The 26,568-nt window shown below is 58.0% G+C and carries 27 protein-coding genes; 13 read left to right on the forward strand and 14 right to left on the reverse strand.

What is annotated here, in order from left to right; translation table 11 throughout:
- The first annotated feature begins 13 nt into the window (after positions 1-13).
- The 5 genes from ccmA (at position 14) to GOW60_RS02155 (ending at position 2,803) form a co-directional block, all read left to right on the forward strand.
- On the forward strand, positions 14-628 hold the full coding sequence (gene ccmA / locus GOW60_RS02135; protein WP_152458363.1) for a heme ABC exporter ATP-binding protein CcmA: 615 nt from the start codon (positions 14-16) through the stop codon (positions 626-628).
- Positions 625-1,281, forward strand: a complete 657-nt coding sequence (gene ccmB, locus GOW60_RS02140) for a heme exporter protein CcmB (protein WP_171228066.1) — start codon at positions 625-627, stop codon at positions 1,279-1,281. The genes ccmA and ccmB overlap by 4 nt, the downstream gene beginning before the upstream one ends.
- Positions 1,282-1,342: 61 nt before the next feature.
- Positions 1,343-2,116 carry a heme ABC transporter permease gene (locus GOW60_RS02145; RefSeq protein ID WP_171228067.1) on the forward strand — a complete coding sequence of 258 codons (774 nt, stop codon included), beginning with the start codon at positions 1,343-1,345 and terminating at the stop codon, positions 2,114-2,116.
- On the forward strand, positions 2,113-2,271 hold the full coding sequence (ccmD, locus tag GOW60_RS02150) for a heme exporter protein CcmD (protein ID WP_171228068.1): 159 nt from the start codon (positions 2,113-2,115) through the stop codon (positions 2,269-2,271). Before GOW60_RS02145 ends, ccmD begins: the two co-directional genes overlap by 4 nt.
- Positions 2,264-2,803 carry a DsbE family thiol:disulfide interchange protein gene (locus GOW60_RS02155; RefSeq protein ID WP_171228069.1) on the forward strand — a complete coding sequence of 180 codons (540 nt, stop codon included), beginning with the start codon at positions 2,264-2,266 and terminating at the stop codon, positions 2,801-2,803. Before ccmD ends, GOW60_RS02155 begins: the two co-directional genes overlap by 8 nt.
- A gap of 29 nt (positions 2,804-2,832) precedes the next feature.
- Here GOW60_RS02155 and GOW60_RS02160 read toward each other — a convergent pair whose 3' ends face one another.
- The 3 genes from GOW60_RS02160 to acnA form a co-directional block, all read right to left on the reverse strand.
- Positions 2,833-3,534: an SDR family NAD(P)-dependent oxidoreductase gene (locus GOW60_RS02160; RefSeq protein WP_171228070.1), complete on the reverse strand. Its 702-nt coding sequence runs from the start codon at positions 3,532-3,534 to the stop codon at positions 2,833-2,835.
- A gap of 139 nt (positions 3,535-3,673) precedes the next feature.
- The gene (locus tag GOW60_RS02165) at positions 3,674-5,176 is read right to left on the reverse strand and encodes a BCCT family transporter (protein ID WP_171228351.1); all 1,503 of its coding nucleotides are present in this window, start codon (positions 5,174-5,176) and stop codon (positions 3,674-3,676) included.
- 119 nt (positions 5,177-5,295) lie between these two features.
- A complete protein-coding gene (gene acnA, locus GOW60_RS02170) occupies positions 5,296-7,986 on the reverse strand; it encodes an aconitate hydratase AcnA (RefSeq protein ID WP_171228071.1) in 2,691 nt (896 codons plus the stop codon).
- 224 nt (positions 7,987-8,210) lie between these two features.
- Here acnA and GOW60_RS02175 point away from each other — a divergent pair, with 224 nt between their 5' ends.
- Positions 8,211-8,912 carry a thioredoxin family protein gene (locus tag GOW60_RS02175; protein WP_171228072.1) on the forward strand — a complete coding sequence of 234 codons (702 nt, stop codon included), beginning with the start codon at positions 8,211-8,213 and terminating at the stop codon, positions 8,910-8,912.
- Here the strand turns inward: GOW60_RS02175 and GOW60_RS02180 are convergent, their stop codons facing one another.
- The 4 genes from GOW60_RS02180 to purB form a co-directional block, all read right to left on the reverse strand.
- On the reverse strand, positions 8,913-9,836 hold the full coding sequence (locus tag GOW60_RS02180; RefSeq protein WP_171228073.1) for a lysophospholipid acyltransferase family protein: 924 nt from the start codon (positions 9,834-9,836) through the stop codon (positions 8,913-8,915).
- Positions 9,837-9,974: 138 nt separating this feature from the next.
- On the reverse strand, positions 9,975-11,048 hold the full coding sequence (locus GOW60_RS02185; RefSeq protein ID WP_254443836.1) for a flagellar motor switch protein FliG: 1,074 nt from the start codon (positions 11,046-11,048) through the stop codon (positions 9,975-9,977).
- Between the two features lie 96 nt (positions 11,049-11,144).
- On the reverse strand, positions 11,145-11,687 hold the full coding sequence (locus GOW60_RS02190; RefSeq protein ID WP_171228075.1) for a tetratricopeptide repeat protein: 543 nt from the start codon (positions 11,685-11,687) through the stop codon (positions 11,145-11,147).
- Between the two features lie 374 nt (positions 11,688-12,061).
- Entirely contained in the window at positions 12,062-13,366 is a 1,305-nt protein-coding gene (gene purB / locus GOW60_RS02195; RefSeq protein ID WP_171228076.1) for an adenylosuccinate lyase, read from the reverse strand.
- 88 nt (positions 13,367-13,454) lie between these two features.
- Between purB and GOW60_RS02200 the strand changes: the two genes are divergently transcribed.
- The 3 genes from GOW60_RS02200 (at position 13,455) to GOW60_RS02210 (ending at position 14,852) form a co-directional block, all read left to right on the forward strand.
- The gene (locus tag GOW60_RS02200) at positions 13,455-13,709 is read left to right on the forward strand and encodes a hypothetical protein (RefSeq protein WP_171228077.1); all 255 of its coding nucleotides are present in this window, start codon (positions 13,455-13,457) and stop codon (positions 13,707-13,709) included.
- Between the two features lie 252 nt (positions 13,710-13,961).
- A complete protein-coding gene (locus GOW60_RS02205) occupies positions 13,962-14,522 on the forward strand; it encodes a hypothetical protein (RefSeq protein WP_171228078.1) in 561 nt (186 codons plus the stop codon).
- A 9-nt stretch (positions 14,523-14,531) separates the two neighbouring features.
- Positions 14,532-14,852, forward strand: coding sequence for a hypothetical protein (locus GOW60_RS02210; RefSeq protein WP_171228079.1), 321 nt, complete (start codon positions 14,532-14,534; stop codon positions 14,850-14,852).
- A 30-nt stretch (positions 14,853-14,882) separates the two neighbouring features.
- Here GOW60_RS02210 and GOW60_RS02215 read toward each other — a convergent pair whose 3' ends face one another.
- Positions 14,883-16,097 carry a bifunctional alpha/beta hydrolase/OsmC family protein gene (locus GOW60_RS02215; RefSeq protein ID WP_152458350.1) on the reverse strand — a complete coding sequence of 405 codons (1,215 nt, stop codon included), beginning with the start codon at positions 16,095-16,097 and terminating at the stop codon, positions 14,883-14,885.
- A gap of 274 nt (positions 16,098-16,371) precedes the next feature.
- Between GOW60_RS02215 and GOW60_RS02220 the strand changes: the two genes are divergently transcribed.
- Positions 16,372-16,566, forward strand: coding sequence for a hypothetical protein (locus GOW60_RS02220; RefSeq protein ID WP_152458349.1), 195 nt, complete (start codon positions 16,372-16,374; stop codon positions 16,564-16,566).
- A 10-nt stretch (positions 16,567-16,576) separates the two neighbouring features.
- Here the strand turns inward: GOW60_RS02220 and dddP are convergent, their stop codons facing one another.
- Positions 16,577-17,920: a dimethylsulfonioproprionate lyase DddP gene (gene dddP, locus GOW60_RS02225; protein ID WP_171228080.1), complete on the reverse strand. Its 1,344-nt coding sequence runs from the start codon at positions 17,918-17,920 to the stop codon at positions 16,577-16,579.
- 123 nt (positions 17,921-18,043) lie between these two features.
- Here dddP and GOW60_RS02230 point away from each other — a divergent pair, with 123 nt between their 5' ends.
- Positions 18,044-18,787 (forward strand): DUF3445 domain-containing protein, encoded by a 744-nt coding sequence (locus GOW60_RS02230; RefSeq protein ID WP_171228081.1) that lies wholly within the window; start codon positions 18,044-18,046, stop codon positions 18,785-18,787.
- A 36-nt stretch (positions 18,788-18,823) separates the two neighbouring features.
- Here the strand turns inward: GOW60_RS02230 and GOW60_RS02235 are convergent, their stop codons facing one another.
- The 5 genes from GOW60_RS02235 to GOW60_RS02255 all read right to left on the reverse strand — a co-directional run bounded on the left by GOW60_RS02235 (position 18,824) and on the right by GOW60_RS02255 (position 23,348).
- The gene (locus GOW60_RS02235) at positions 18,824-19,735 is read right to left on the reverse strand and encodes a hypothetical protein (protein WP_171228082.1); all 912 of its coding nucleotides are present in this window, start codon (positions 19,733-19,735) and stop codon (positions 18,824-18,826) included.
- 197 nt (positions 19,736-19,932) lie between these two features.
- The gene (locus tag GOW60_RS02240; protein ID WP_171228083.1) at positions 19,933-20,721 is read right to left on the reverse strand and encodes a lytic transglycosylase domain-containing protein; all 789 of its coding nucleotides are present in this window, start codon (positions 20,719-20,721) and stop codon (positions 19,933-19,935) included.
- 66 nt (positions 20,722-20,787) lie between these two features.
- Positions 20,788-21,435 (reverse strand): MSMEG_1061 family FMN-dependent PPOX-type flavoprotein, encoded by a 648-nt coding sequence (locus GOW60_RS02245; RefSeq protein ID WP_171228084.1) that lies wholly within the window; start codon positions 21,433-21,435, stop codon positions 20,788-20,790.
- 126 nt (positions 21,436-21,561) lie between these two features.
- Positions 21,562-22,968: a type I glutamate--ammonia ligase gene (gene glnA, locus GOW60_RS02250; protein WP_171228085.1), complete on the reverse strand. Its 1,407-nt coding sequence runs from the start codon at positions 22,966-22,968 to the stop codon at positions 21,562-21,564.
- Between the two features lie 41 nt (positions 22,969-23,009).
- Positions 23,010-23,348, reverse strand: coding sequence for a P-II family nitrogen regulator (locus GOW60_RS02255; protein WP_152458342.1), 339 nt, complete (start codon positions 23,346-23,348; stop codon positions 23,010-23,012).
- A gap of 171 nt (positions 23,349-23,519) precedes the next feature.
- Here GOW60_RS02255 and GOW60_RS02260 point away from each other — a divergent pair, with 171 nt between their 5' ends.
- Entirely contained in the window at positions 23,520-25,121 is a 1,602-nt protein-coding gene (locus tag GOW60_RS02260; protein WP_171228086.1) for an NAD(P)H-hydrate dehydratase, read from the forward strand.
- Between the two features lie 308 nt (positions 25,122-25,429).
- Entirely contained in the window at positions 25,430-26,554 is a 1,125-nt protein-coding gene (locus GOW60_RS02265) for a porin (RefSeq protein WP_171228087.1), read from the forward strand.
- The last annotated feature ends 14 nt before the right edge of the window (positions 26,555-26,568 follow it).

Here is a 26,568-nt window from a genome sequence, read left to right on the forward strand (position 1 = left end):
ATAAGCGGGTCTCATGACTCTGATTGTAACCGACCTGTCGATCACCCGTGGTGGCATTCCCGTCCTGGAGCATCTCAGCTTTCAGCTGCCTCCTGGCAAAGCGCTGATTCTGCGTGGGCCGAACGGGATCGGTAAAACGACCCTTCTTCGCACATTGGCCGGGTTGCAGCCGCCGCTGAAGGGTCAGATCCAGGGCGCGGAAGACCAGATTGCATATGCGTCCCATTCGGACGGGCTGAAACCGACGCTGACTGTATCCGAGAACCTGACGTTCTGGGCTTCTGTTTTTGGCACCAACGGCATCCAGACGGCGCTGGACGCGTTCCAGTTGAACGAGCTGGCGGATCGCCATGCAGGGAACCTGTCGGCAGGTCAGAAACGGCGGCTGGGGCTGGCACGCATGCTGGTCACCGGGCGGCCGATCTGGATGCTGGACGAGCCGACCGTTTCTCTGGACAGAAATGCGGTGCAGATGTTCGCCGATGCAGTCCGCGCGCATCTGGGGCAGGGTGGGTCAGCCCTGATCGCGACCCATATCGACCTTGGTCTGGATGGCGAGGTTCTGGACGTCGGCCCGAACAAGGCCAAACCCAAACCCATTGACGATTTCGACGGAGGCTTCCTGTGATCGCCCTTCTGCTGCGCGACCTGAAACTGGCCTTCCGTGCGGGCGGCGGATTTGGTTTGGGATTGGCCTTTTTCCTGATCGTGACCTTGATGGTGCCATTTGCAGTGGGGCCACAATCGTCACTGCTGTCCACCATTGCGCCCGGTGTGCTCTGGCTGGGGGCGTTGCTGGCTTGCCTGCTGTCTCTTGACCGTCTTCTGGCGCTGGACTGGGAGGACGGGTCACTGGACCTGCTGGCCACAGCGCCGCTGCCACTGGAATCAGTCGTGACCATCAAGGCGCTGGCCCACTGGCTGACCACAGGCCTGCCTTTGGTTCTGGCCGCACCTTTTCTGGGGGTCTTGCTGAACCTGCCTGCGCAGGGGTTCTTCTGGCTTGTCATCTCGCTGCTGATCGGCACCCCGGCCATGAGCGTGATCGGAACGTTTGGGGCTGCCCTGACTGTCGGTCTCAAGCGCGGCGGGTTGCTGTTGTCGCTCCTGGTGTTGCCGCTTTACGTCCCCACCCTGATTTTCGGGGCCGAGGTCGCCCGGCGTGGGGCAACGGGGATGGACGTGCAGACGCCGTTGTTGATGCTGGCGGGGATCACGGCGGCCACTATCGCGTTGTTGCCCTTTGCCAGTGCGGCTGTGTTACGTATCAATCTGCGGTGAACCGTCCCAACTTTGACTGATGTCAATTGAGAAAACCCCCAACTCGGACTAGATAGGGCCCATGTCGATAGCAGCCAAAGCCAATGCCCTCTGGGAATACGCCAACCCGCGCAAGTTTCTTGCATCCAGTGAACGTGTCCTGCCGTTTTTCTGGATTGTCTCGATCTTATGCATCGTCGTCGGGCTAGTCTGGGGGTTCTTCTTCACGCCGGACGACTACAAACAAGGGTCGACGGTCAAGATCATCTATCTGCACGTCCCGGCGGCCCTGATGGCGATCAATTGCTGGCTGATGATGTTGGCAACTTCTCTGGTCTGGCTGGTGCGGCGTCATCATGTCAGCGCGCTGGCGGCACGGGCGGCTGCGCCGATCGGGATCGTGATGACCCTTATTGCGTTGCTGACCGGGGCGATCTGGGGACAGCCCATGTGGGGCACCTGGTGGGCGTGGGATCCGCGCCTGACGTCGTTTCTGATCCTGTTCCTGTTCTATCTTGGCTATGTCGCATTGTGGGAAGCCATCGAGGATCCGGACACTGCGGCGGACCTGACTTCGGTTCTGTGTCTGGTCGGATCCGTGTTTGCGCTGCTCAGCCGATATGCGGTCAACTTCTGGAACCAGGGCCTGCATCAGGGCGCATCGGTCATGCGCGCGGCAGCCGTGACCGGGGCCGATACGGAAGAAAAAGTCAGCAATATATACTTCTATCCGCTGTTGCTGTGCATCATCGGATTTGTGCTGCTGTTCATCGCTTTGGTGCTGTACCGCACCGGAACTGAAATCCGCGCGCGGCGCATCAAGGCGTTGCAGGCGCGGGAAAGGGTGGGCGGATGATACCCGATCTCGGAAAATATGCTGACGCGGTTTTGTCGTCTTATGCCGTGACCATCGTGCTGCTGGTGGCATTGATCGTTTTCAGCGTGATGCGAGGGCGCAAGGTACGCACTGAAATGGAAAAGATCGAACAAAGGATTTCGCGAAATGGCTAAGATATCGCCCCTGATGATCGCGCCGCCTTTGATTTTTGGCGCTTTCGCCGTGTTGGCCGGGATCGGTATGTTCCGTGAAGACCCCAACGCGTTGCCCTCTGCCCGCGAAGGTCAACCGGCTCCGCCCGTGGTTCTGAGCGAGTTCCCGGAAAAGAAGCTGTTTGATGATGCCACGCTGCGGGATGGAGAGGTCAAGCTGGTCAACTACTGGGCCAGCTGGTGCGCGCCATGCCGTGCCGAGCATCCCAATCTGGAGGCCTTGGCCGCCGAAGGCATCCCGGTCTATGGCATCAACTACAAAGACCAGCTGGACAACGCCCAAGCCTTTTTGACCGAACTTGGCGATCCCTACGCCGCGATTGGACGTGATGAAAAGGGGCGCATGGCATTGGATTGGGGCCTTTACGGCGTTCCCGAAACCTATGTGGTTGATGGCGACGGCATGATCATTCTGCGCTTTGCCGGCCCGATTACGCAGCGTGTGATTGAAAACACTCTGCGTCCGGCGTTGGAAAAGGCTGCGGGCGGTTGAGCAATTTGAAAAACGAGGTTTAAGCTATCTTACAAGCGATAGCCTCCGGTCACGCCCAGAACCTCTCCGGTTACGAATCCCGCCGCGTCCGAGGCCAGAAACCGAACGACCCTGGCAATGTCTTCCGGAGTTCCGATCCGGCCCAGCGCCGTTTCCTTGACGAATAGCGATGTCAGATCGTCAGGACGGGGGGCTTCGGGGATGTTGATGGCACCCGGCGCAACCGCGTTGACGCGGATTCCGTCCGGGCCAAGTTCTTTCGCCATGGCGCGCGTCCAGAGGTTCAGCGCGGCCTTGCTTGCCCCATAGGTCGCGGCGTCGCGCGGTGGCAATGTTGCGTTCATCGATGAGATGCTGACGATCGAAGCGCCGCGTTTCAGATGCGGCAATGCCGCAGCAAGCAACGCGGCGGGGGCCAGCACGTTGAGGTCAAGAATGGCGCGATGGTCCTCGGCCTGAAACTCTTGTTTAGGAGTGGAGCGAACAAGACCGGCATTGTTCACGATCACGTCCAGTCGCCCGAAGTGATCGATGACCTTTTCGACCACCCGGGCGGGTTGGTTGTCTTTTGTAAGGTCCGATTGAATCGCCAGAACGTCGCCTTTCAGCACTTCAGAATCGGGGTGGCTGGCCAACCAGGTGAAGGCGACATGGTGATCACCGCGCAGGTCTTCGACTATTGCCCGCCCAATTCCACGGGCACCGCCGGTTATGAGTGCAACTTTTTCCATGAACTCAGATGACCGGCAAAGCGCCCAGGATTCAACGTTGATTTTTGCGCTGCCGGAATGCGGTCACTTGCGCAGCAATATCCAGAGCATTGCCGCGATGAACGCGAAGGTGACAAGGTTCATCAATGTGTCCGTGAGATCACCGATCAGCATTGCGTTGGCCCTCCTCTCTGAGCCCGCGGAACAGGCAAACCATCAGCAGGACCGAAATGAAGACAAAGGGCAATGCGCCAAGCGAGATGAGGATCTTAACCGAGTCCACGGATCCCGAAAGGATCATTGCAACGCTCAGCAGTCCCAGCAATCCCCCCCAGATCAGACGCACACGCGGCGGGGGGTTCTCGTCCCCGCCCGTCGAGAAGGTGCCCAGAACAAAGGCTGCGCTTACGACGCTGGTCACGATGAACAGAAAGGCGGCCAGCACCGTTGCAAGCGTGGTGATTACGGAAAGTGGAAGTCGGTCGAGCAGGGCGAAGGTTACGCGTTCGATGTTTGTCTGCGTATAGGCCAGCAATTCGCCCGCACCATTGAGTGCCTCGAACAGGCCAATGCCACCAAAGGCACCGAACCAGAGGATTGAAAACAGCGTGGGGGCGAACAGGACGCCGATCACGAATTCCCGTATCGTGCGACCGCGAGAGATGCGGGCGACAAAGACGCCCACGAACGGGCCCCAGGCAATCCACCAGACCATGTAGGTCAGGGTCCAGTCGCTGAACCATCTGGTGACGTCATCGCTGAAGAACGTAAAGGTCTGAAATCCCCTGGGAATGACATTGGTGACATAGTCGCCGAACCCCTGAACGATGGTATTCAGAAGGTATTCGGTGGGGCCAAGGACCACCGTGTAGGCAACAAGGCCGATTGCGATCAGCATGGCGGCATTGGACAGGCGCGCCATGCCCTGGCCCAGATCGATCATGAGTGCCGGGATATACGCAGCAACCATTGCCAGAAACACGACACCAATCAAAAGGGCGCCGACCGTTTCCCGACCGCCCAGCACTGCGATGCCGTCAGCCACCTGAAACACGCCCATGGCCATGGAGCCGCCAACACCAATGGATATGGCGATGATCGCCATGAAGTCCGAAAGCCACCCGACGCGTTCAGCCCAGCGTTCACCGGGAAACAGGTTCTTGATCGGCGCACTGACCATCATCCCGGTACCGCGCCGAAAGCTGAAATAGGCAATCGTCAGCGCGGTGGAGCCATAAATCGCCCAGGCATGCAGCCCCCAATGGAAATTTGTCGCCAGCATGGCCTGCTGCGCCGCGATGAAATCCGGAGCCATGCCGGAGATGAAATTGAAATGGGTCAGCGGCTCTGCCACCGCCCAAAACAGCAGGCCGACGCCCATACCGGCGGAGAACAACATTGAAATCCATGTGGCGGTGGAAAACTCGGGTTCCTCGTCATCCCGGCCGAGGCGAATGTTTCCATAGGGTGAAAACGCCAGAAACAGGCATCCGATCAACATGCCCGAAGCGGCGAGCATCACGAACCAGCCGCGGCTGTGGAAGGTCTGCTGGACGATGCCGCTTGCCCAGGTCACCAGGCTTTGAATGTCCACGACACCCCATATCCCGATCACGGCAATTACGCTGAGCGAACATACCAGCAAGGCGTTGGGTTTCTTCATGGCGTTTGGTTTTCCGTTGATGACCTTGCCCAACAGTTTCAGGTTTTCGAATGAATGACCAGAATACAAAAAAACCCCCGGCGGGTGCCGGGGGTTTGAATTGCACGCTTTGCTATTGGTTATGACGCCTTCGCAAGATTGCGCAGGACGTAATGCAACACGCCACCGTTTTCGATGTATTCAATCTCGGGGGCGGTATCGATGCGGCATTTCAGGGTGATGGTCTTTTCGGTTCCATCGCCATAAACGATCGTGCAGGGGACTTCCTGTAGCGGCTCGATCGTATCCAGCCCGTGAATCGAAACGGTTTCATCCCCTTTCAGCCCCAGGGTTTTGCGGGTGTCGCCACCTGTGAACTCGAACGGAATGACACCCATACCAACAAGGTTCGAACGGTGGATACGCTCAAAGCTCTCGGCGATTACGGCCTTGACGCCCAGCAGCGCCGTGCCCTTGGCCGCCCAGTCGCGGCTTGAGCCTGCGCCATATTGCTCGCCACCGAATACCACAAGCGGGGTGCCGTTCGCCTGATAGGCCATCGAGGCGTCATAAATTGACGTCTGTTCGCCGTCCGGGCCTTTGGTGTAACCGCCTTCGACGCCGTCCAGCATTTCGTTCTTGATGCGGATGTTGGCGAATGTGCCGCGCATCATCACCTCGTGGTTGCCGCGACGTGAACCATATGAATTGAATTCACGCGGTTGAACCTGACGTTCAATCAGGTACTGGCCTGCGGGCGAGGTCGTCGCGAATGACCCCGCGGGCGAGATGTGGTCGGTCGTGACCATGTCACCCAGAATGGCCAGAACCTTGGCGCCTTCGATGTTGGAAATCGTGCCCGGTTCGGGGCCCATGCCCTGGAAATAGGGCGGGTTCTGGATATAGGTTGAAGTCGGCGGCCAGTCATAGGTTTCCGCATCGGTGGTTTCGACCGACTGCCATTTCTCGTCCCCTTTGAAGACGTCGGCGTATTTCGACTGGAACGCTTCGCGCGTGACGGTCTGTTCGACCAGTTCCGCGACCTCCTGCTGCGTCGGCCAAAGGTCTTTCATATAGACGTCGTTGCCGTCCTTGTCCTGACCGATCGGTTCGGATGTCAGGTCGATGTCCATGGTGCCTGCCAGGGCGTACACGACGACCAGAGGCGGCGAAGCCAGATAGTTTGCGCGCACGTCGGGCGAGATGCGGCCTTCGAAGTTGCGGTTGCCGGACAAGACCGAAGTGGCGACCAGATCGCCTTCCGCAATGGCCTCCGAGATTTCTTTCTGGATCGGCCCCGAGTTGCCGATACATGTGGTGCAGCCGTATCCGACGAGGTTGAAGCCGATCTTGTCCAGATCCTCCTGAAGGCCTGCGGCCTCGAGGTAAGCGGACACAACCTGCGACCCCGGTGCCAGTGAGGTTTTGACCCAAGGCTTGCGATCCAGCCCCAGCGCGGCTGCCTTGCGCGCCACGAGACCCGCTCCGATCATCACGTAAGGGTTCGACGTGTTGGTGCAGGACGTGATCGAGGCGATCACGACCTTACCCGATTCCATGCCATAGTTTTCGCCTTTGACCTCGACCTGTTTGCCCATCGGACGCTTGAAGGTCTCGGCCATTTCCTTGGCGAAAGCGGCCTTGGCGTCAGTCAGCGCAACATAATCCTGCGGGCGTTTGGGCCCCGAGATTGCCGGAACAATCGTGCCCATATCCAGGGTCAGGGTGTCGGTGTAGATCGGCGCATAGTTTTCATCGCGCCAGAAACCGTTTTCCTTGGCGTAGGCTTCAACCAGCGCGATGCGATCCTCGTCGCGGCCGGTGTTGCGCATGTAGCGCAGCGTTTCGCCGTCAATCGGGAAAAAGCCGCATGTCGCGCCGTATTCCGGGGCCATGTTGGCGATGGTCGCACGGTCGGCCAGCGGCAGACGATCCAGGCCTTCGCCGTAAAACTCGACGAACTTGCCGACAACGCCTTTTTCGCGCAGCATTTCCACGACCTTCAGAACCAGGTCGGTGCCGGTGGTGCCTTCGACCAGATCACCGGTCAGCTCAAAGCCCACGACCTCGGGGATCAGCATCGAGATCGGTTGACCCAGCATCGCGGCCTCGGCCTCGATCCCGCCGACACCCCAGCCCAGCACGGCCATGCCGTTGACCATGGTGGTGTGGCTGTCGGTGCCGACCAGCGTGTCGGGATAGGCGACTTCTTCACCGTTCTGGTCGGTGTCGGTCCAGACGGTCTGGGCCAGATATTCAAGGTTCACCTGGTGGCAGATACCTGTGCCGGGGGGAACAACGCGGAAGTTGTTGAATGCACCCTGACCCCATTTCAGGAACTGGTACCGTTCCATGTTGCGTTCATATTCACGGTCCACATTCATCTGGAACGCGCGCGGGTTGCCGAACTCGTCGATCATGACCGAATGGTCGATGACCAGATCGACCGGGTTCAGCGGGTTGATCTTTTGCGCGTCGCCGCCCAGCGCCTTGATGCCATCACGCATCGCAGCCAGATCCACAACGGCAGGAACGCCGGTGAAATCCTGCATCAGTACGCGGGCAGGGCGATAGGCGATTTCACGAGGGTTTTTGCCACCGTTGGCCCCCCATTCGGCAAAGGCCTTGATGTCATCGACCGAGACCGAGAACCCGGCATCCTCGAACCGCAACATGTTTTCCAGCACCACCTTGAGTGCGGCAGGCAGTTTCGAGAAATCGCCCAGACCGGCCTCTTGCGCGGCGGGGATCGAATAATAGGAAATGGATTTACCATTCACGCTCAGGCTGCGGCGCGTTTTGGCGGTATCCTGTCCGACTTTGATGGGCATCTGTGGCCTCCCTCTCAAATGACTTGGATATTAGGATTTGCTGAGTGTTATCTGCATCACCAAGCCCCCGTGTTCAAGGCTGAACACGCGATGAGAGGCAATTTTGTATACTATTGTACACTTTTTCGCGGAGGGAATGTATCAAAGCCTCAAGAAACCTTGATTGGCTGTTGAGTGTCGAAGCAGCTATCCCTGAGATCCAACCACTCAACCCGAGAGTTCTCATGTTCAGATCCATTGCCTTGACCACCGTGTTTTCCTGCCTTGTGGCGGTACAGGTCGCGGCCGAGGAAGACCCGGTTGTGGTCGAGCTGTTCACGTCTCAGGGGTGTTCATCCTGCCCGCCGGCGGATCGGATCATGCATGATTTGGCCAAGCGCGACGACGTCATAGGGCTCGCTTTGCATGTCGACTACTGGGACTATATCGGGTGGAAGGACGAATATGCGAACCCCGATCATACGCTTCGGCAGCGGGCTTATGCCCGCGAGGGGGGGCGTTCCATGATCTATACCCCGCAGATGGTGATCAACGGGCAGCACGACATCGTCGGGGCGCAATCCCGTGAACTTGATCGATTGATCGAAGCGCATCTGAAAGCAGCGCCCGAAGCGCTTGTGACGGCCGTGCGCTCAGCCGATGAAGTGACAGTGGATGTGACGCCCGTCGAGTTGCCGAAAGGCGATACCTATGACGTGCATGTGGTTCAGTATTCTCCCATGCGTCACGCTTCGATCCGTCGTGGAGAGCTGGCCGGGCACGAGCTGGACTATGCCAATGTCGTTGAGGCCTGGCAGATTGCGGGGCAATGGGATGGAACTGCATCGCAATCATTCACGGTTCAGCTTGGTTTGGACCTGCCGGCAGTCGTTCTGGTTCAAAGGGCCGGGGAAGGGCCGATTGTTGCCGCCACCCGGGTCAAGTGATCAGGGCATTTCTTCCGGTTTGATGCCCAACCCGTTCCAATGTTTCCAGCGACGGTGAATCCAGAACCATTGCCCCATATGCTGCCGCACCATCTTTTCCAGATCGTCATTGGTGAACTGGGTCATGGTTTTAGGGTCCGTGTGCGGAACCGGTTCGTGCAGAACGATCTCAAAATCGATACCGTTGGGCTGACGCACCGCGTAACACGGAATCAGCTCGGCATTGTATTTGATGGCCAACTCGGCGTTCAGCACGGATGTCACGGCGGGTTTGCCGAAGAACATCAGTTCCTCACCGCCCATTGCATGAAGATCGGAAACGATGGCAATGATCCCGCCCTTTTTCAACGAGCGTACCATCTCGACCATTCCGCGCCGCCCCTGTTCGAACATCGGGGCGCCTGTCTTGTAGAAGGCTTCGACATAAGCGTCGTTGAAATACGGGTTGGCCATCCGCCGATACAGGCAGCCGATGGGCTGACCGCTGTATGTCTGCAAGGCGATGCGCGCTGCAAGGTAGTGACCGAAATGCGCCGTAATCATCATGACCGGACGCCCCTCGGCAACAGCCGCGTCTAATGCAGCGATACCTGGCCCAGAAATCTTGGCCTTGCTCTGCCGTTCGATAAAGTCTTCCGGAGAAAAATGTTCCATGATCGCACGACCGGCATTGTCCGGCACATCGCGGCAGATCTGCCTGACTTCGGCTTCAGGCAAGTCCGGGCAAGTCAGCTTCAGATTTCGACGGACACGTTTGCGAAACCCGACGACAGGTGCCAGAAACCGCACGATGGCCCCCATCGTTGCAATACGCCGCTCATAGGGAAGCATGCGCATAACGCGGATGACCCCCTGCAGAAACAGGTTGGCGACATAGTATTTCCCAAGCTCAAACCGGCTGAGCTCCGACTTTTCAACGGGCATGGAGGTGTCTCACCGCGTGTTGCGAATTGCTGAGGAAGACATACAGCCCGATGCCTGCAAGCTCAAGCGCCCAGACGGGCGGAAAACCTGAACCCGCAGCAGGTGGCCGGATCGCGCAATACCCGTGGGTTCGCGGGGTCAGGCTGCATCTTCCTCGTCATCGTTTTCGATCAGAACAATGGAACCTGCATCGACCAGAACGCGAATGGCGGCCACGACCTGTGTCATGGCATCTTCGGCTTCCGATTGTTTGACGCGCCCACGTTCGGCCATTTCCTCGCGCAGATTATCGGCCATGCGGGACGAAATGTTTGACAGAATGAATTCAACGGAGGCCTTGTCATCATCTGCGGCGGCACCTGCCAATGCGGTGACAAGAACCGGCTGTTCCACTTCACGCAGGATGGCGGGAACTTCGCGGGTCGCGATACGGTTTGGGATATGGGCAAAGGTGAAGATCGATTGGCGTACCAGATCCGCAAATTCGGCGTCGTCCTCGTCCAATGCGTTCAACAAGTCGTCGCGTGTTGCGGCCGCCGACTGGTTCAGGATCGCGCCCACGCGTGCGTCGGGACCATTGTCGAAAGCCTGAGCAGGCCGCTGATCCAGTTGCGCGGCCAGCGACCAGCCAATACGTTCAACCGCTTCGGGGGTGACATTTGTTGTTTTCGAGATGGCATAGGTAATGCGCCGCGCAACCGGGCCCGGCATATGGGCCAGCATCTGCGCCGCCTGTGCGGTATCCATCTTTGAAAGCATGACGGCCGCCACCTCGGTGCTTTCCGCCTGGGCCATTTTGGCAAGATCCTCAACGGATACCTCACGCAGGCGTTGCCATGGATCGCCGATCTGGCGCACCCCGGCAAGCTTGCGCAGGCGCGCGGCTGTCGATGGTGCGATCTTTCCGTTCACCGCATCCAATGCACCTGCAAGCCCATGCGGAAATGCCAGCCCGATGTTGTCCAGAGCTTCGCTGAATTCCTGGGCCACCGCGCCCAGAGTTGCCCGATCCACAAGGCCCATTTGCCCAAGCTGATGGGTCAATGTCTCTTGCAGGTCGTCGGGCAATTCCTCAAGTGGAATATCGGCGCCTTCGTTCAACAGAAGGCGCACGACAACGGCCGCTTTTTGCCGGCCGGTCAATGTTCGCGGAACAACTTGCGGCGCGCCGTCATCCCCCGCAGCAAGCGGCGCTGACCCCCCATTTGCCATTTGTATCAAAGCGTTTGTGTCCTGCATCTGCCCGTAGTGCCAAGTTTTCCGAACCACGGGCAGATTAACGGGAGTTGGGTTAAATAACCCTGAAGCTCAGTAGCTGTAGGTCAACCCTGTCCGGATGGCCTTGCGCAGAGACGTCTCGGCCCAGGTCCCTTCGCCGCCGCGGGCCTTGATCTCGCGCCACTGCTCGATTGCCAGATCGGTTTTTCCTTCGGTTACAAATCCTTGCGCCATGTAGCTGCGCGCCAGAAGATTGTCGGGATTGGCATTGATGGCATTCTGGTAAAAGACGTTCGCCAGCTCCAGATCGCCCATCTTGCGGTAGGTAAAGCCCCAATAGGTCAGCACACGGTCATCGTCCTGATCCATGATCCGCAGGATATCCTGCGCGTGCCCGTATTGCCCGTCATAGGCCAGTTCGCGGACGGCGTCGTAAAGCTGATCTTCTGACAGGTTGGTTTTGTTGGGTTTGACGCACCGGCCTCTGGCTTCGTCATAGACCCGACCGAACAAACATTTCTTGGTCGTATTCGTCGGTTTCGGCGGGCTGCTGCTGTCGCCGCCTGCGGCGTGGACCACCGGGGCAAAGGCGAAGGCCTGCAAAGCGAGGGCTGAAGCTAACAAAAGGCGCATATTCTTACTCCGTTCTCGGGGCTGCTCACAAAATCATAGTGCGATCTACAAAAAAGCTAACAGTGGAACGGTTGCTTTTATTCACAAGTCGGACAGAAATTTGTCAGCTGTTGACGGATTTCGCGCAACTTTGCGTTTCAGTGTCCCAGGTTGTGCCGGGTGCGCAGGATTGCGTTTGTTTGGAATGCCCGCTGCATGCAAGGCTGGCAGATGCCACACAAACAAGTGCAAGTGAGCAAAGAACGGTACGGATCATGGTGCCTCTCCCCAAAAAATCATCCACAGAATAACCGATTTCGGGCAGTCTGGCAAAAAACAAGGCCCGGCCTGTGAAATGCAGACCGGGCCGTGGGAAGGCGGCGTCGAGACCTACGTTATTCGCCGAATACCCGGGCGAAGATCGTATCAACGTGTTTGGTGTGATAGCCGAGGTCAAATTTCTCTTCGATTTCTTCGGGGCTGAGCGCGGCAGTTACATCGGCGTCCGCCAGCAGTTCCTGTTTGAAATCGGTGCGGTGTTCCCAAACCTTCAGCGCGTTGCGCTGGACCATGGCATAGGCGTCCTCACGGCTGACCCCTGCCTGGGTCAGAGCCAGAAGAACACGCTGGCTCATGACAAGACCGGGAAATTTGTTCATGTTTTCCAGCATGTTTTCGGGGAAGATCAGCATCTTGTCGATCACACCGGTCAGACGGGCCAGCGCAAAATCCAGTGTAATCGTGGCATCCGGTCCGATCATGCGCTCGACCGAGGAATGCGAGATGTCGCGTTCATGCCAGAGCGCGACATTCTCCATTGCCGGGATCACTGCCGCGCGTACCATGCGGGCCAGCCCGGTCAGGTTCTCGGTCAGTACCGGGTTTTTCTTGTGCGGCATGGCGGACGAGCCTTTCTGGCCCATCGAGAAGAATTCCGCGCCCTCCAAAACCTCGGTCCGCTGCATGTGGCGGATTTCGATGGCGATGTTTTCGATGCTGCTGGCGATGACGCCAAGCGTTGCAAAGAAGGCCGCATGGCGATCACGCGGGATCACTTGGGTGCTGATCGGTTCGGGCACAAGGCCCAGTTTGTCACAGACATGTTCCTCGACGGCGGGATCGATATTGGCAAATGTGCCGACGGCACCGCTGATGGCCCCGGTTGCGATTTCCGCTCGGGCGTCGCGCATACGGGACAGGTTGCGGTCCATCTCGGCATAGAACCGGGCAAAGGTCAGGCCCATTGTCGTGGGCTCTGCGTGGATGCCGTGGCTGCGGCCGATGCGAACCGTGTCCTTGTGTTCAAACGCGCGGCGCTTGAGCGCTGCCAAAAGCCCTTCGAGATCGGCGATCAGAAGGTCCGCCGCGCGTGTCAGCTGGACGTTGAAGCAGGTGTCCAACACGTCCGAACTGGTCATGCCCTGGTGCACGAACCGGGCCTCTTCACTGCCGACATGTTCGGCGAGATGGGTCAGAAAGGCGATGACGTCATGCTTGGTCACGGCTTCGATCTCGTCGATGCGCGCGACGTCGAATTCCACATCCTTGGCTTTCCAGACGGCTTCTGCATTCTCACGCGGGATCACGCCCAGATCGGCCATGGCATCGCAGGCATGCGCCTCGATTTCGTACCAGATGCGAAACTTGGTTTCGGGCGACCAGATGGCAACCATGTCAGGACGGGAATAACGGGGAATCATTGGCGGCAGCACCTTTATGTGATTGGGATGAGGCGTTGGCGCGGGGTTTAGCCGCCTGTGCGCAAGGGAACAAGATGTGAGAGCAGGTATGAGACGGTTTGCCCTGATTTTCGCCCTTTGGCCGGGTGTTTTGGTGGCCGGAGACTTCCAGAAACTGTCCGGAGAGGAAATCCTGTCAGCCTTGGCGGGCAAGAAGCTGGAATACGGTGCGGGTGTTTGGCAGGTTTTCGAAGCCAGCATGACCACGCAGTATTTCTCGGGCGGGCCCAGTGTCGGGCGCTGGGCGGTGAGAGGGGATCAATACTGCTCGACATGGCCACCTGCCGATTTGTGGGCCTGCTAAGACGTCTGGCGAAATGGGGACGCGATCCGTTTCGTTGATGATGCGGGCGGCCAGACCGTCGGGGTCTATGCGAAATAGAATTCATGTATTTGTCTGAAAGATTGGAGCGTGATGTTTGCAAGACTCAGGTGACATTTGTGGGGAAGGCAAATACCTGAACGCGGTTTTCCTGGGTCTTCGCAACGCAGTGCTGGACAAGTCGCGCCTTGAGCGGTCAAGCTGAGGGCGAAGAAATCATCAGGTTATTGAGATATGCGTTTTTTATCATCTCCAATTCTTGCCGCTTGCGCCGCTGTCTGGCTGGGTGGGGCAGGAACAGCACTGGCCGACACTCCGGTGACATATACCGAGGATGGTCGCGCCCTGTTTCGGTTCGACGTGCCCGATTTCTGGGTGCTGCGCACTGGTGGCCCGCGTGAGATCGAAGACACCGGGTTGGATGATCCGCGTGCGGTGGCCCGGGTCATGGGGCTGCGCCCCGTAACGGACGACAACGTCTGGATGGGGTTTGTTTCGCCTTCAGGGGTTGCAACCATTCAGGATGGGGTCCGCTACTTGCAGGACATCGACAAATTTCTGGTCAAAGACCCGACCCTTACCAGCACCAGCGACATCCGCATCGGCGGGTTGCCCGCCCGGGTCTTTCGGGGGACGGGGCGCCGGGATGGCAAGGGGGTAAACTTCACGGCCACTGTCATTGATTTGCCGCGCAACCGTGTCGCCATAGCTGTTGCCATCCTGCGGGACGGGGCAGACCCGGATTTCGCCGAAGATTTGAACGCCGTTTTCGCGTCGTTCCAGTCGCTTCTGTGAGGGGGCAAGATGCGCGTTGAACTGATCAAACGGATTTCCCTTGCATTGGGGCTGGGGGCCGCGACTTTGACGTTGTCGGCCTGTGACGGCGTAACGGTCGGCGTTGGATACGGGTATGACCCGTTCTATGACTCGATGCTGTGGAACGATTACTATCGCGATGTCGATGTGAATGTTGATATCGACCGCCCGGACCGCCCAGATCGACCCGTGCGTCCCGAGCGTCCGAATCCGCCGGTTGCCAAACCGCCTGCGCGGCCGCGACCCCCGGTGGCCCGGCCACCGGCCGCGCGGCCACCAATCCATCGTCCGGCACCACGCCGCAGATAGTCAAAAGGCCGCCTGTCCGGCGGCCTTTTCTCAGGTAAGAAGTTCGGTCGTAATATGCGCCGAACCTTCAAGTGTCCGGTGAACCGGGCATTTGTCTGCGATTTCCAGCAGGCGCTGTTTTTGTTCCTGATCAAGCGGGCCGCTCAGGCGGATTTTGCGGCGGAACTGATCCACTTTGCCCTCATTTGCCAAACCGGCATCCTGAGCATGAACTTTGTCATGGCAGACATCGACGCTGACACTGGTCAGCGGCCATTTTTTGCGGCGCGCATACATCCTTATCGTCATGGACGTGCAGGCGCCGAGGCCGGATGAGACAAAGCCATAAGGCGACATGCCCTTATCCGTGCCGCCATAAGAGGCAGGCTCATCCGCAACCGCATGATGGTGCGGGCCGGCCTGAATATCCTGCATGAAGCCATTCGGATCCGCCTCTGTCACGCGAACGACACCTTCCGGCGCACCCGGGGGTGGCGCGGGGGGGCAAAGTTTCAGATAGCGCGAGACCCAAGCCGAGATGACATCCGCGGCGTATTCAGCATCAGAGGCCCGTGTGATCAGGTGATCGGCATCGTCGAGGGTGACGAAGCTTTTTGGATGCTTTGCAGCCAGGAAGATGGTGCTTGCGTTGTCTATACTGACCGTTTCGTCCCGAGGGGCGTGCAGTATCAGCAGAGCGGCTTTGAGATCAGCGATCGAGGCAGACAGGGCCGATCCCGCAATGTCATCCACGAACGCTTTGCCAATTCGAAACGGGCGCCCGCCCAAGGTGACCTCGGCGCTGCCCTCCTGTTCGATCTGGGGCAGGGCATCCTCGAAATGATGGGACACGTGGCCGGGATCCGCCGGTGCGCCCAAGGTGACCACAGCCTTGACTGTCGGAATTCCGGCACGCGCCCGCAAAACCGCCGCACCGCCAAGCGAGTGACCGATCAGCAGGGCAGGGGCCATGTTTCGTCCGGCCAGATATTGCGCGGCCGAGATCAGGTCCTCGACATTCGACGTGAAGGTCGTGTTGGCGAATTCTCCTTCGGAATGACCCAGGCCGGTAAAGTCGAACCGAAGCACTGCAATTCCCATGGCCGCCAGGCGGGCCGAAATGCGCCGGGCCGCAGGTATGTCCTTGGAACAGGTGAAGCAATGGGCAAACAGGGCCGTCGCAAGGACCGGACCATCCGGCAAATCCAGCCGCGCGGCCAATTGGCTGCCGTCATGTCCGGCAAAAGTGATGCGTTCCGTGGGCATGTCGGCTCCTTGAACGGTTCGGGGAAACATCCCCAATACTGTGGTCAAGCCCGCCGGGTCACAACCCTTATGTCAAACGCGTCACGGGAAGGTGAGAACCAAGCGAGCGTCTTGCAATCCGAAAGATGCCACGGGCGGTGACAGGCGTGGCCGCTAATTGGGGGTGTTTGGCGCTCCATCAATGTGTGTGATGCAAAACCGAACAAACATTCGTTTCACTTATGTCGCAATCAGGCCCATCTACGGCCTACAGCAATTGATAAAGGAGACGCAGATGGCACATGCAGACGCTGCCGCACACCTTCCAAAGATACTTCCCGGTACAGTCATGGCGATTGTTCTGGCTGGCCTCGTGGGTTTTGCCGTCGGGCAATCCCGGCCCGCAGTTTTCAGCGGGCCGCAGGCTCAGGTAAGTCCAACTGTCGAAGACTGGCACGGCAACGTGCGCCGGTCTCATTGGTCAGAATGAGGCGCCGGCCTCACTCGAGCCCCATCAACCGGGCATCGAAGGGGTATTTCGTCAGGTTTTCATATCCGTCTTCGGTTATGAGAACCTGATCCTCCAGCTTGATGCTGAAATCGCCACCCACTTCGCCCACGCAGGCTTCGACACACAGGACCATTCCGGGTTCCAGCGGATAATCATAGGCCCCTTCAACCGCCTTGTCCGGATAAGCAACCAGCGGCCATTCATCGCAAAGCCCGACGCCGTGCATCAGACAGCCATATTTCTGCGCCTGGAACTTCTCGTCCAGCCTGTGGGAATTTGCGGTCAGTTCGGGGATCATCACGCCGGGCTTGAGCATCTCCATATTGGTCATGATGTGTTCATGGGCGTGTTGCATGGCATAGATCATGTCCTCGCGCGGCTTCTGATCGCCAATCCACCAACTGCGGGAAATATCGATGCAAATCCCGTAAGAACCGATCAGGTCGGTGTCGAACGAGATGATCTCGTTCTGCTGGGTGATCCGCGGGCCACATTCCTGAAACCACGGGTTGGTGCGCTGGCCCGAAGCCAGCAGACGGGTTTCGATCCACTCACCGCCACGCTTGATGTTTTCGGCGTGAAGGACAGCCCAGATATCATCTTCCGAGGTCTTGCCGTCGCCGACATTGGCACGGGCAAACCGTTCCATTTCGGCAACCGCAGTTTCGCAGGCATGGCTGGCGCAGCGCATGGCCAGGATTTCGTCGGGCCCTTTGACGGCGCGGGTCTTCTCGGTCAGCTCTTCGCCTTCCATGATGTCGAACCCTTGCGCCTCGAGCGCGCGCAATCCGTGCAGCATGATCTTGTCGACGGCCAGGCGCATGTTGCCGCCGCCGTGTTCTTCGATCAGTACGCGTACTTCGTTCGAGAACACATCCGCGGCCACGTCAACCTTGTCGCCCCGGTCGAAGTAAAACAGGTCAGCGCCCGAGCGCTGCTCGCGCACAAGTGGGTTGAAGGTGCTGAGGAAGGGGGAGTTCTTGTAATCCCAGATCACCATATAGCCATCCGCACACAGCAAAACCGCCCGAAACGGATTGTGGGTGTTCCACAGCTGCATATTCGTGCTGTCGGTGGCATAGCGGATATTCAGCGGGTCAAAAATCAGCAAACCGCCATAGCCGCGATCCACGACGGCCTGTGTCAGCCGCTTCCAGCGGTGTTCCCGCATCCGGGCCAGATTGGGAAGTTCCAGCCCCGCAGCGGTCCACTCGTCAAACGCAAGCTGCGTCGGGCCAATCTCGATCCGGTCATTTTCGTTTGGCGTACCATCGCCCAATGTCGTGCCACGGCTGGGGTCAATCTTGCGCGTGTCTCGGTAGTGCTGGTTCATGGCTGGCCTCGTTGCTTGTTCCAATTACAATTCATCCGCCACGACCAATCGTCTGAGAAAAATGCGACGGCGAGGTTGTCGTTTTCGACCGACAAGAAAAGCTGCGCATGCTAAGCCCCCGGCATGACTCGTATTCTGCAAAACAAGATCCCGTATGATGTCGAAAACCCACGCGCTTTGCCGGGTATTCAAGCGGCAACCATGGAAAACTGGCTGCATAAGGATGAGGCTTTTGCCGACCAGATGCGGCGTCGCGAAGAAATTCTGGCTGAACGGCGCGACGATGTTCTTGCGCTTGATCCTGGGGCCAAACCTGCCGCGCAAGAGTTGCTGGATCTGGTGCTGATGCAGACATATCCCACGGCCGGGGCAGAGGCCGCAAGGCCGGATGGTATATCCGTCGCGATCGACCGCGACCGACCGCTTGATACGCTGTGCAGGCTGGTGCAGGAGGACTTCTGCATTCTTCAGAAACGGGGAAATGAGCATGTTCTGACGGGTGCCATTCTGTGTTTTCCTGCCAGTTGGCGCTTGTCCGAGAAATTCATGCGGCCGCTGATTGATATCCACGTGCCCGTGGAAAGCTATGACGCCAATGTCGCGAAACGGGTACAGAGGCTGTTTGACGGTATTCAACCCGGTCGCCCGCTGTGGCGCTTCAACGCCCTGTGGTACGAAGACCCGGAGTTGTTCCAACCTCGCAGTGCCAGTGAGCCGCGCGAAATACGGGACCGGCGTCAGGCGTCTTATCTGCGAAGCGAGCGGCAGACGTTGTTGCGTTTGCCGAAAACCAACGCGGTCGTGTTTTCCATCCACACATACGTTCTGGCCGCAAACGCGATCCCAAAAACGGAAAACCCCGCCTGATGGCGGGGCCTCCTAGGAGGGTCTTCGATAATTCTTTTACATGCCCAAGGCACCCGCAACATCAGCCAACGCGTTGCTGGCGTTCAGCGCGACAATGGCGAATGTGAGCACAAGCACCTGTGTGTTCAGGCGGAAATCCTCGCCCCGGATCAGGTTGACTGCGGCCATCGATACGGCAATTGGCGCTGAAATGCTGGCCAAAACTCCGGTCATGCACCAACTGCTGAGGCGCAGGATGTCGCTTGGCTTGTCATCATTATCCGCGATGGCCCCGCGCGCGTCCATCTGGGCGGGCAGGTCTGCCTCGTCGCTTCGGAACGCAATGCTGAGCAATTGTTCGTCGGTCAGTTGAATCGGACGCGCGGCAGGAGAGTGTAGGGCAGTGATCGTGTCATCCTGTTCAGACTGCTGCATCCCGGCGAACTGTCCGGTCAGTGATTGAAAGATCTGCTTTCGATCCCGGCTTGTTCGGCTTGGTGTCAGGGTGTCAAAGGCGCTCATGAAGTGCTCGACTGTAAGAACCGTGTGCGGCGACAACCATTCAACCCGTCGGGTCGAACAGATATCGACCATGCGATACAGAGTGACCACCAGCATCAGTTCCGAAATCTCGGCGTCGTCCAAAAGTGGCGAGACTGGCGTAATTGTCAGCACCAACCTGTTTTGGGGATGCGACACGCGGGGCTTTGTTATGGTTTTCAACCCTGCGGCGCGATCCATGCGCTTGTAGCGGTCCTGCTGCCCGGAGGCGCCTGTATCCAGAGTCATCCGCACAAGATACTGGCTCGAGACGATGCTGGCCTCGGTCGCGCTGAGCAGGGCCTTGCGCTCGACCAGATGACCGTAGTCTTCCAGCGTCGTGGCAACGATGGATCCAAAGCGCTCTATTGCGCCGGTTGCGTCGCCATCAAATTGCAGGCCGCCATGGTAGCTGTGCTTCCGTGCCACTGCCCCGTCCTTTTCTGCGTTCTGTTATTCAAATACTAGCACCCCATCTTGGAGAGAATTTGGCGAAAAATGCAAAAAAGTGAAATTTCCTAGCGATTGGTTACGCTTTGGAAACCAAGCAACTAAAGGCTTTTGTTTGTCACTGTGGCGGAAATGTGGCGAAATCAGGTGCGGCGCGTGGTGCCGGTGCGGCGGGGCTAATTGTCGATTCGGGCAGCCATTATTGCGATGGATTGCTGATAGACCGAGGCAGCATTCCACTGCTGCAAGACGCGAAAATTTGGTTCTCCGGGTTGATAACCGCGTCCCGGTTTCCACCCTTTCTGGCGAAGGAAATTGGCGGTTGAGGCCAATGCATCCGTCATGTTGTAGAAGTCCACGCGCCGATCGCCCGTAGCATCGACACCATAGGTCAGGGCGTTGCCTGGCAGGAATTGCGTGTGGCCCAGTTCGCCATGTTTTGCCCCTTTTGTCGCCATTGTGATACTGCCCATGTCGACCAGTTTCAGTGCCCCAATTGCGTGCGGAATAAAGAACTCTGACCGGCGACAATCATAGGCCAGTGTTGTGATTGCGGAAACAACCTGACTGTCGCCCATGAAATTGCCAAAGCCGGTTTCCATGCCGTGAATGGCGATCAGAACACCCGCAGGAACACCATATTGCCGCTCAAAGGCGGCATAATAGTTCGGGTTGGCGGCTTTGCGTTTGCGCCCCTGTGCGACGATTGTATCGGCCCCTCGGACACGCATGAATTTGTCCAGCGAGTATTTGAAGCTTTTTTGATTGCGGTCCGCGGCGATGGTGCGCGTGGCATATTGTGTCTGGGACAGCGCTTGCAGACCTTTCTTTTTCACTCCCGCCTTGCGTGCCTGTTTGGCAAAATCGGCCTTCCATGCCTCAAATCCAGCACTGGTGTTGCCACAGGGTGCGGCCAGAACCGGGGGCGTCAGGGAAAGGGCAAGAATGGTGGCAAGGCGAAACATGGGCGTAATCCGATGGAATTGAAATCTGCGGTTAGCCTAGCGTGGGCTGCGTCTTGGGCAAAGCGGTTAATAAAGGTCCAACTCGCCCTTTTTCCTGAGCGTTTCGAACCATTCCTCAGGCGTGGCATTGATGCGGGCGTGTTTCACCATCATCGCATTCATATTTGGCAGATGGGTCGAATCCGGCCAGTCTTCGGGTTGCCACAGATGTGCGCGGATTACACACTTGGGACAGTGTGCAAATGCTGTCTCGACGTGGATGAGCAGCGCCAGTTTGGGTGGGTGCCCGTCAATGGCCATGGTTTCAAGCAAACGGGGGTCAGCACAGATGCGGGCCGTGCCGCGAATGCGGAGCGTTTCCATCTTGCCGGGAACAAAGAACAGGACGCTGACGCGCGGATCCTTGAGAACATTGTGAAACGTATCCACGCGTTTGTTTCCCGGCCGATCCGGGATCGCGATCAGGGTATCGGACAGCACCTGAACAAAGCCGGGCGGGTCACCACGGGGTGAAACATCAAGATGCCCATCCGTGCTGGCCGAAGCGATAAGGCAAAAGGGCGAGGTCGCTATGAAATCGCGACACATTTGATCGAGGGAGGACACCTCCTTGGCAGTGATCTGTGGCAGCGGATGGCCAGAGATCCTCCTCAGCTCCTGTTCGGATGTCACAAGGTTTGTGAATTTCGAGAAAGGTGAGGTATCGCAAGGCATGCTGTCGTCTCCGGTCGGGAGTGTTCTCACCAGTTTGTTGGATCAACGGCGGCGCGTCAAACCGTGTGGGCAGAAATGACAAGGGCGCCCGAAGGGGCGCCCTGCCAAATCGTTTCCTTACTCAGCTTAGCAGCTGTAGTACATGCCGTACTCCACCGGGTGCGGAGTGTGCTCGTAGGTTTCCACCTCTTCCATCTTAAGTGCGATGTAACCGTCGATCTGGTCTTTGGTGAACACATCGCCCTGAAGCAGGAAGTCGTGATCGGATGCCAGAGCTTCCAGAGCCTCACGCAGGCTGCCGCAGACGGTCGGGATGTCGGCCAGTTCCTCGGCGGGCAAGTCGTACAGGTTCTTGTCCATCGCTTCGCCGGGGTTGATCTTGTTCTTGATACCGTCCAGGCCAGCCATAAGCAGAGCGGCAAACGCCAGATAGGGGTTGGATGACGGATCGGGGAACCGCGCCTCGACACGTTTGGCTTTGGGGCTTTCAGTCCATGGGATACGCACACAACCCGAACGGTTACGTGCCGAATAGGCTCGCAGAACGGGGGCTTCAAACCCGGGGATCAAGCGCTTGTAGCTGTTGGTCGACGGGTTGGTGAAAGCGTTCAGGGTCTTGGCGTGTTTCAGGATGCCGCCGATGAAGTACAGCGCCTCGTCCGACAGGTCGGCATATTTGTCGCCAGCAAACAGCGGCTTTCCATCTTTCCAGATCGACATGTTCACGTGCATGCCGGTGCCGTTGTCACCTGCGACAGGCTTGGGCATGAAAGTGGCCGATTTGCCGTAGGCGTGCGCGACATTGTGGATGACGTACTTGTATTTTTGCAGCTCATCGGCCTGCTTGGTCAGGCTGTCAAAGACAAGACCCAGCTCGTGCTGGCACGAGGCCACTTCGTGGTGGTGCTTGTCGACCTTCATGCCCAGACGTTTCATGGTCGACAGCATTTCCGAACGCAGGTCCTGCGCTTCGTCGATGGGGTTGACCGGGAAGTAGCCGCCCTTGACGCCCGGACGATGGCCCATGTTGCCCATCTCGTATTCGGTGTCGGTGTTCCACGACGCATCCGTTGCATCAACTTCGAAAGATACTTTATTGATGCTGTTGGAAAAACGAACGTCATCGAACAGGAAGAATTCAGCTTCGGGACCCATATAGGCAACGTCACCGATACCGCTGGACTTCAGGTAGGCTTCGGCTTTCTGCGCGGTTCCGCGCGGGTCGCGGCCATAGGCTTCACCGGTGTCGGGCTCAACGATCGAGCAGTGCAGACACAGTGTCTTCTCCGCATAGAACGGGTCGATGTAAGCCGAAGTCGTGTCGGCGATCAGTTTCATGTCCGAGTTTTCGATCGATTTCCAGCCTGCAATGGACGAGCCGTCAAACATGAAGCCTTCTTCCAGGAAGTCTTCGTCGACCAGATCGACGTCCACCGTGACGTGCTGCAGTTTGCCGCGCACGTCGGTGAAGCGGATGTCGACATATGCGACGTCTTCTTCGCGGATTGTATTGAGAACTGCCTCTGCGCTCATTCCCTTGGTCCTTCTGATAGATGTGTCAGTAATGTTGTGAGTTAGAGTGCTTCCGAGCCGGTCTCGCCGGTCCGGATGCGAATGGCTTGGTCGACAGGCGAGACGAAAATCTTGCCGTCTCCGATCTTGTCGGTTTTGGCGGCCGATACGATGGCTTCGATCGCGGCGTCGACCTGGTCGTCGTCCAATACGACCTCGACCTTAACCTTGGGCAGAAAATCGACGACATACTCGGCGCCGCGATACAGTTCGGTATGGCCTTTCTGGCGACCGAAGCCCTTGACCTCGATGACGCTGAGGCCCTGGACGCCCACATCCTGCAATGCCTCTTTCACTTCGTCCAGTTTGAACGGCTTGATGATCGCTTCGATCTTTTTCATCCCGGCTCACCTTGAATGGTTGTCTCAGGGGCAGTGATCACGTCTAAGATCGGGCGGCAATGTGATTGCGATATCGTGCGGGTCGGGGTGCTTGGAAAAACGGCTGGGTGCTATTTTTTGAGCGACTTGCACAAAAAGTAATCAAAATTGAATCGAGCAAGGGGTGAAAGGATGGAATTGCTGACAGCGGCACAGATGCGGGCCATTGAGCAGGCCGCCATCAAGTCTGGTGACGTGACCGGTCTGGAGCTGATGGAGCGGGCCGGGCGGGGTGTTGTTGACGCGATTTTCGAAGAATGGCCCGTGTTGGACAGGCGAGGGGCCAGCCCCTCGCGCTCCCCGGGATATTTAGGGCCAGATGAAGAGGATCCGCTGCGCGCAGTGGTGCTGTGCGGACCGGGCAACAATGGGGGTGACGGGTTTGTCGTGGCGCGGCTTTTGCAGAAGCAGGGGTGGGAGGTTGAGGTGTTCCTTTATGGAGACCCGGAAAAGCTGCCTCCGGATGCGCGGGTGAATTATGAGAAATGGGGGGCAAAGAACGAGGTTCGCGTCTTCGCTGTCGACTCCGCCCCGTTGGCGGATGATGTTCTTGGGTTTCCACAGAGCATTGATCTGGTTGTCGACGGGGTTTTTGGCACGGGTCTCACCCGGTCATTTGCAGGGGCGTTCTCCATGCTGGCCAATGCGCCGGTCAGAGCCCTGCTGCGAGAGCGAGGCGTAAAGGTCGTTTCAATTGACGCGCCAAGCGGCCTGTGCGCCGACAGTGGTCGCATTCTTGGTCAGGCGATTGTTGCGGACATGACGGTGACGTTTCACAGCAAAAAGCTTGGGCATGTTCTGTGCGATGGTCCGGAGACCTGCGGGGCGGTCCGAACCAAGTCGATCGGGCTTGAAACACTGGAAGACGGTCAGATCGTTCACACGACCCAGGCTGACGGGGTGAAGCTGTCGAAAGGTTCGGTTGGCCACAAATACTCACATGGTCATGCTTTGATCCTGTCCGGGCGCTCGGGCAAAACAGGGGCCGCGCGTTTGGCGGCGCGGGGGGCTTTGCGGGTTGGAGCGGGGCTGGTGACGCTGGGCGTGCCGCCGTCTGCGCAGATGGAGGTGGCCAGCCAGATCACGGCCCTCATGTTGCAGCGGGTTGATGGGGCTGATCGAATGACTGAAATACTTGAGGATACGCGCCTGAATGCACTCTGCCTTGGGCCTGCGCTGGGATTCGAGCGGGCGCAGGCGCTGGTGCCGATGGCGTTGGCTGCGCGGCGGGCGACCGTGTTGGATGCGGATGCTTTGTCAGCTTTTGCAGAGGATCCCGGCGCCCTGATCGCGCGATTGCACGACAAATGCGTACTGACACCGCATGGCGGGGAATTTGCTCGGGTATTTCCGGACATCGCCGCGCAGATGAACGCGCAACCGGCCAAAGGCCCGGCGTTTTCCAAGGTAGACGCAACGCGTGCTGCCGCAAAACGGGCTGGGTGCGTGGTTCTGTTCAAGGGCCCGGACACGGTGATTGCTGCGCCGGATGGCCGGTGCGTGGTGAACTCGGCCGTTTACGAAAGAGCGGCCCCCTGGTTGGCGACGGCCGGGTCCGGCGATGTGCTGGCCGGATTCATCGCAGGGTTGTTGGCGCGAGGTTTGGCACCGATGCAGGCGGCGGAAACTGCGGCGTGGCTGCATGTGGAATGTGCGCGCCAGTTCGGGCCGGGTTTGATCGCGGAAGATTTGCCGGAACAGGTGCCGGAGGTTTTCAGAAAGTTGAATATTTGAGTTCGTTGGGCGTGGAACGGCTCAATTCCCGGCGAGTCGGCGGAAATCCGCCGTCAAGCTTCACGTCAATGCAGACCGAATGTTTGCCAGATGCATAGCTGGACGTCACAATTTATTTGCACACGGTGCCGCGGATTTTCGAATGGATTCGTAACTGTATGATATAAAATGCGAAATGACCTGTTTTTTGACATGCCATGTTGCGAATTTGCAATGTTTGCGAGGGAGCGAATGCGGGCCACTGGAACGCTCGCAGTTCGTAAACAAATGGACAGTATCTGAACCCCGAACCTTTCATGGTGAGTGAAATGACCCTTAACATCAAACCGATATCAGTAGCCGCTGTTCTGACTGCGACGACCGCCATCCCGGCTGTGGCGGAAATGAAATACGAAAACAATAGTGGCGGATATGTGCTGCTGTATGGACAGTTGCACCCCGCCTTGATCTCGGTGGATGACGGACAGGACACCGAGACCCGTGTTCTCGACAACGATCTGTCGAACAGCCGTGTTGGCCTGCGACTTGTGCAGCCATATGGAAGCAACGAATTCCAGTTTTGGTTTGAAACAGGCCTTGGCCTGCCGGGTTCGGCGTCTGCCGATCAATTCGGAACCAACGCAGATGGATGGAATCGCGAAGACATTCGACATGTGGATTTCTCGCTGAAAGGTGGCTACGGCAAGTTTTCGGCAGGTCAGGGCAGCATGGTCGCCGATGGTGCCGCAGAGGTTGATCTGTCATATGTCGGAACCGCGCTGTATTCGTTTACCAACGATGAAAACGCAGGGTTCTTCTATCGCGACACGACCGGAATGCTGAGCGGTATTACGGTTGGTGACAGTTCCAGCAACTTTGATGGCGCGCGGCGTGGTCGTGTGCGGTATGATACGCCGTCGTTCAACGGCTTTTCCGCCGGATTCGCTTATGGTCAGAACATTTTGTCCAGCAGCGACGACGACGATTACTACGATGTCGGTCTGTTTTATGAAAACACCTTTGCCGGTGGTGTGGAATTCGCTGCAGCCGTTGCCTATTCGGTAAGAGACCGGGATAACAATTCGGGGGATCGCAAAGATACGATCGGTTCCGCTTCCGTCCTGCTTCCCAGCGGGTTGGGCTTTACGATTGCGGGCGGTACACGCGACGATGATCAGGCCGGTGCCACGGATCCGAACTATTGGTACGGTAAGATCTCGTACGAAGGCAACTGGGTGTCTTGGGGCAAGACCGGCGTCGGTATCGACTATTATGATGGCTCGGATTTCCAGAGCAACGGTTCTGACACCAAAGCTTGGGGTATCGCGGTCGTGCAAAAAGTCGAGCCGATCAACACGGATGTTTATCTGAAATACCGCAACCACGATTTCGATGACGGCTCGTCATTCGACAACAACGAAGCATGGGTTCTGGGCGCACGCTGGAAGTTCTGATTGTCTGGCTGGAA

It is taken from the genome of Ruegeria sp. HKCCA4008, from assembly GCF_013033125.1.
Classification (GTDB): domain Bacteria; phylum Pseudomonadota; class Alphaproteobacteria; order Rhodobacterales; family Rhodobacteraceae; genus Ruegeria.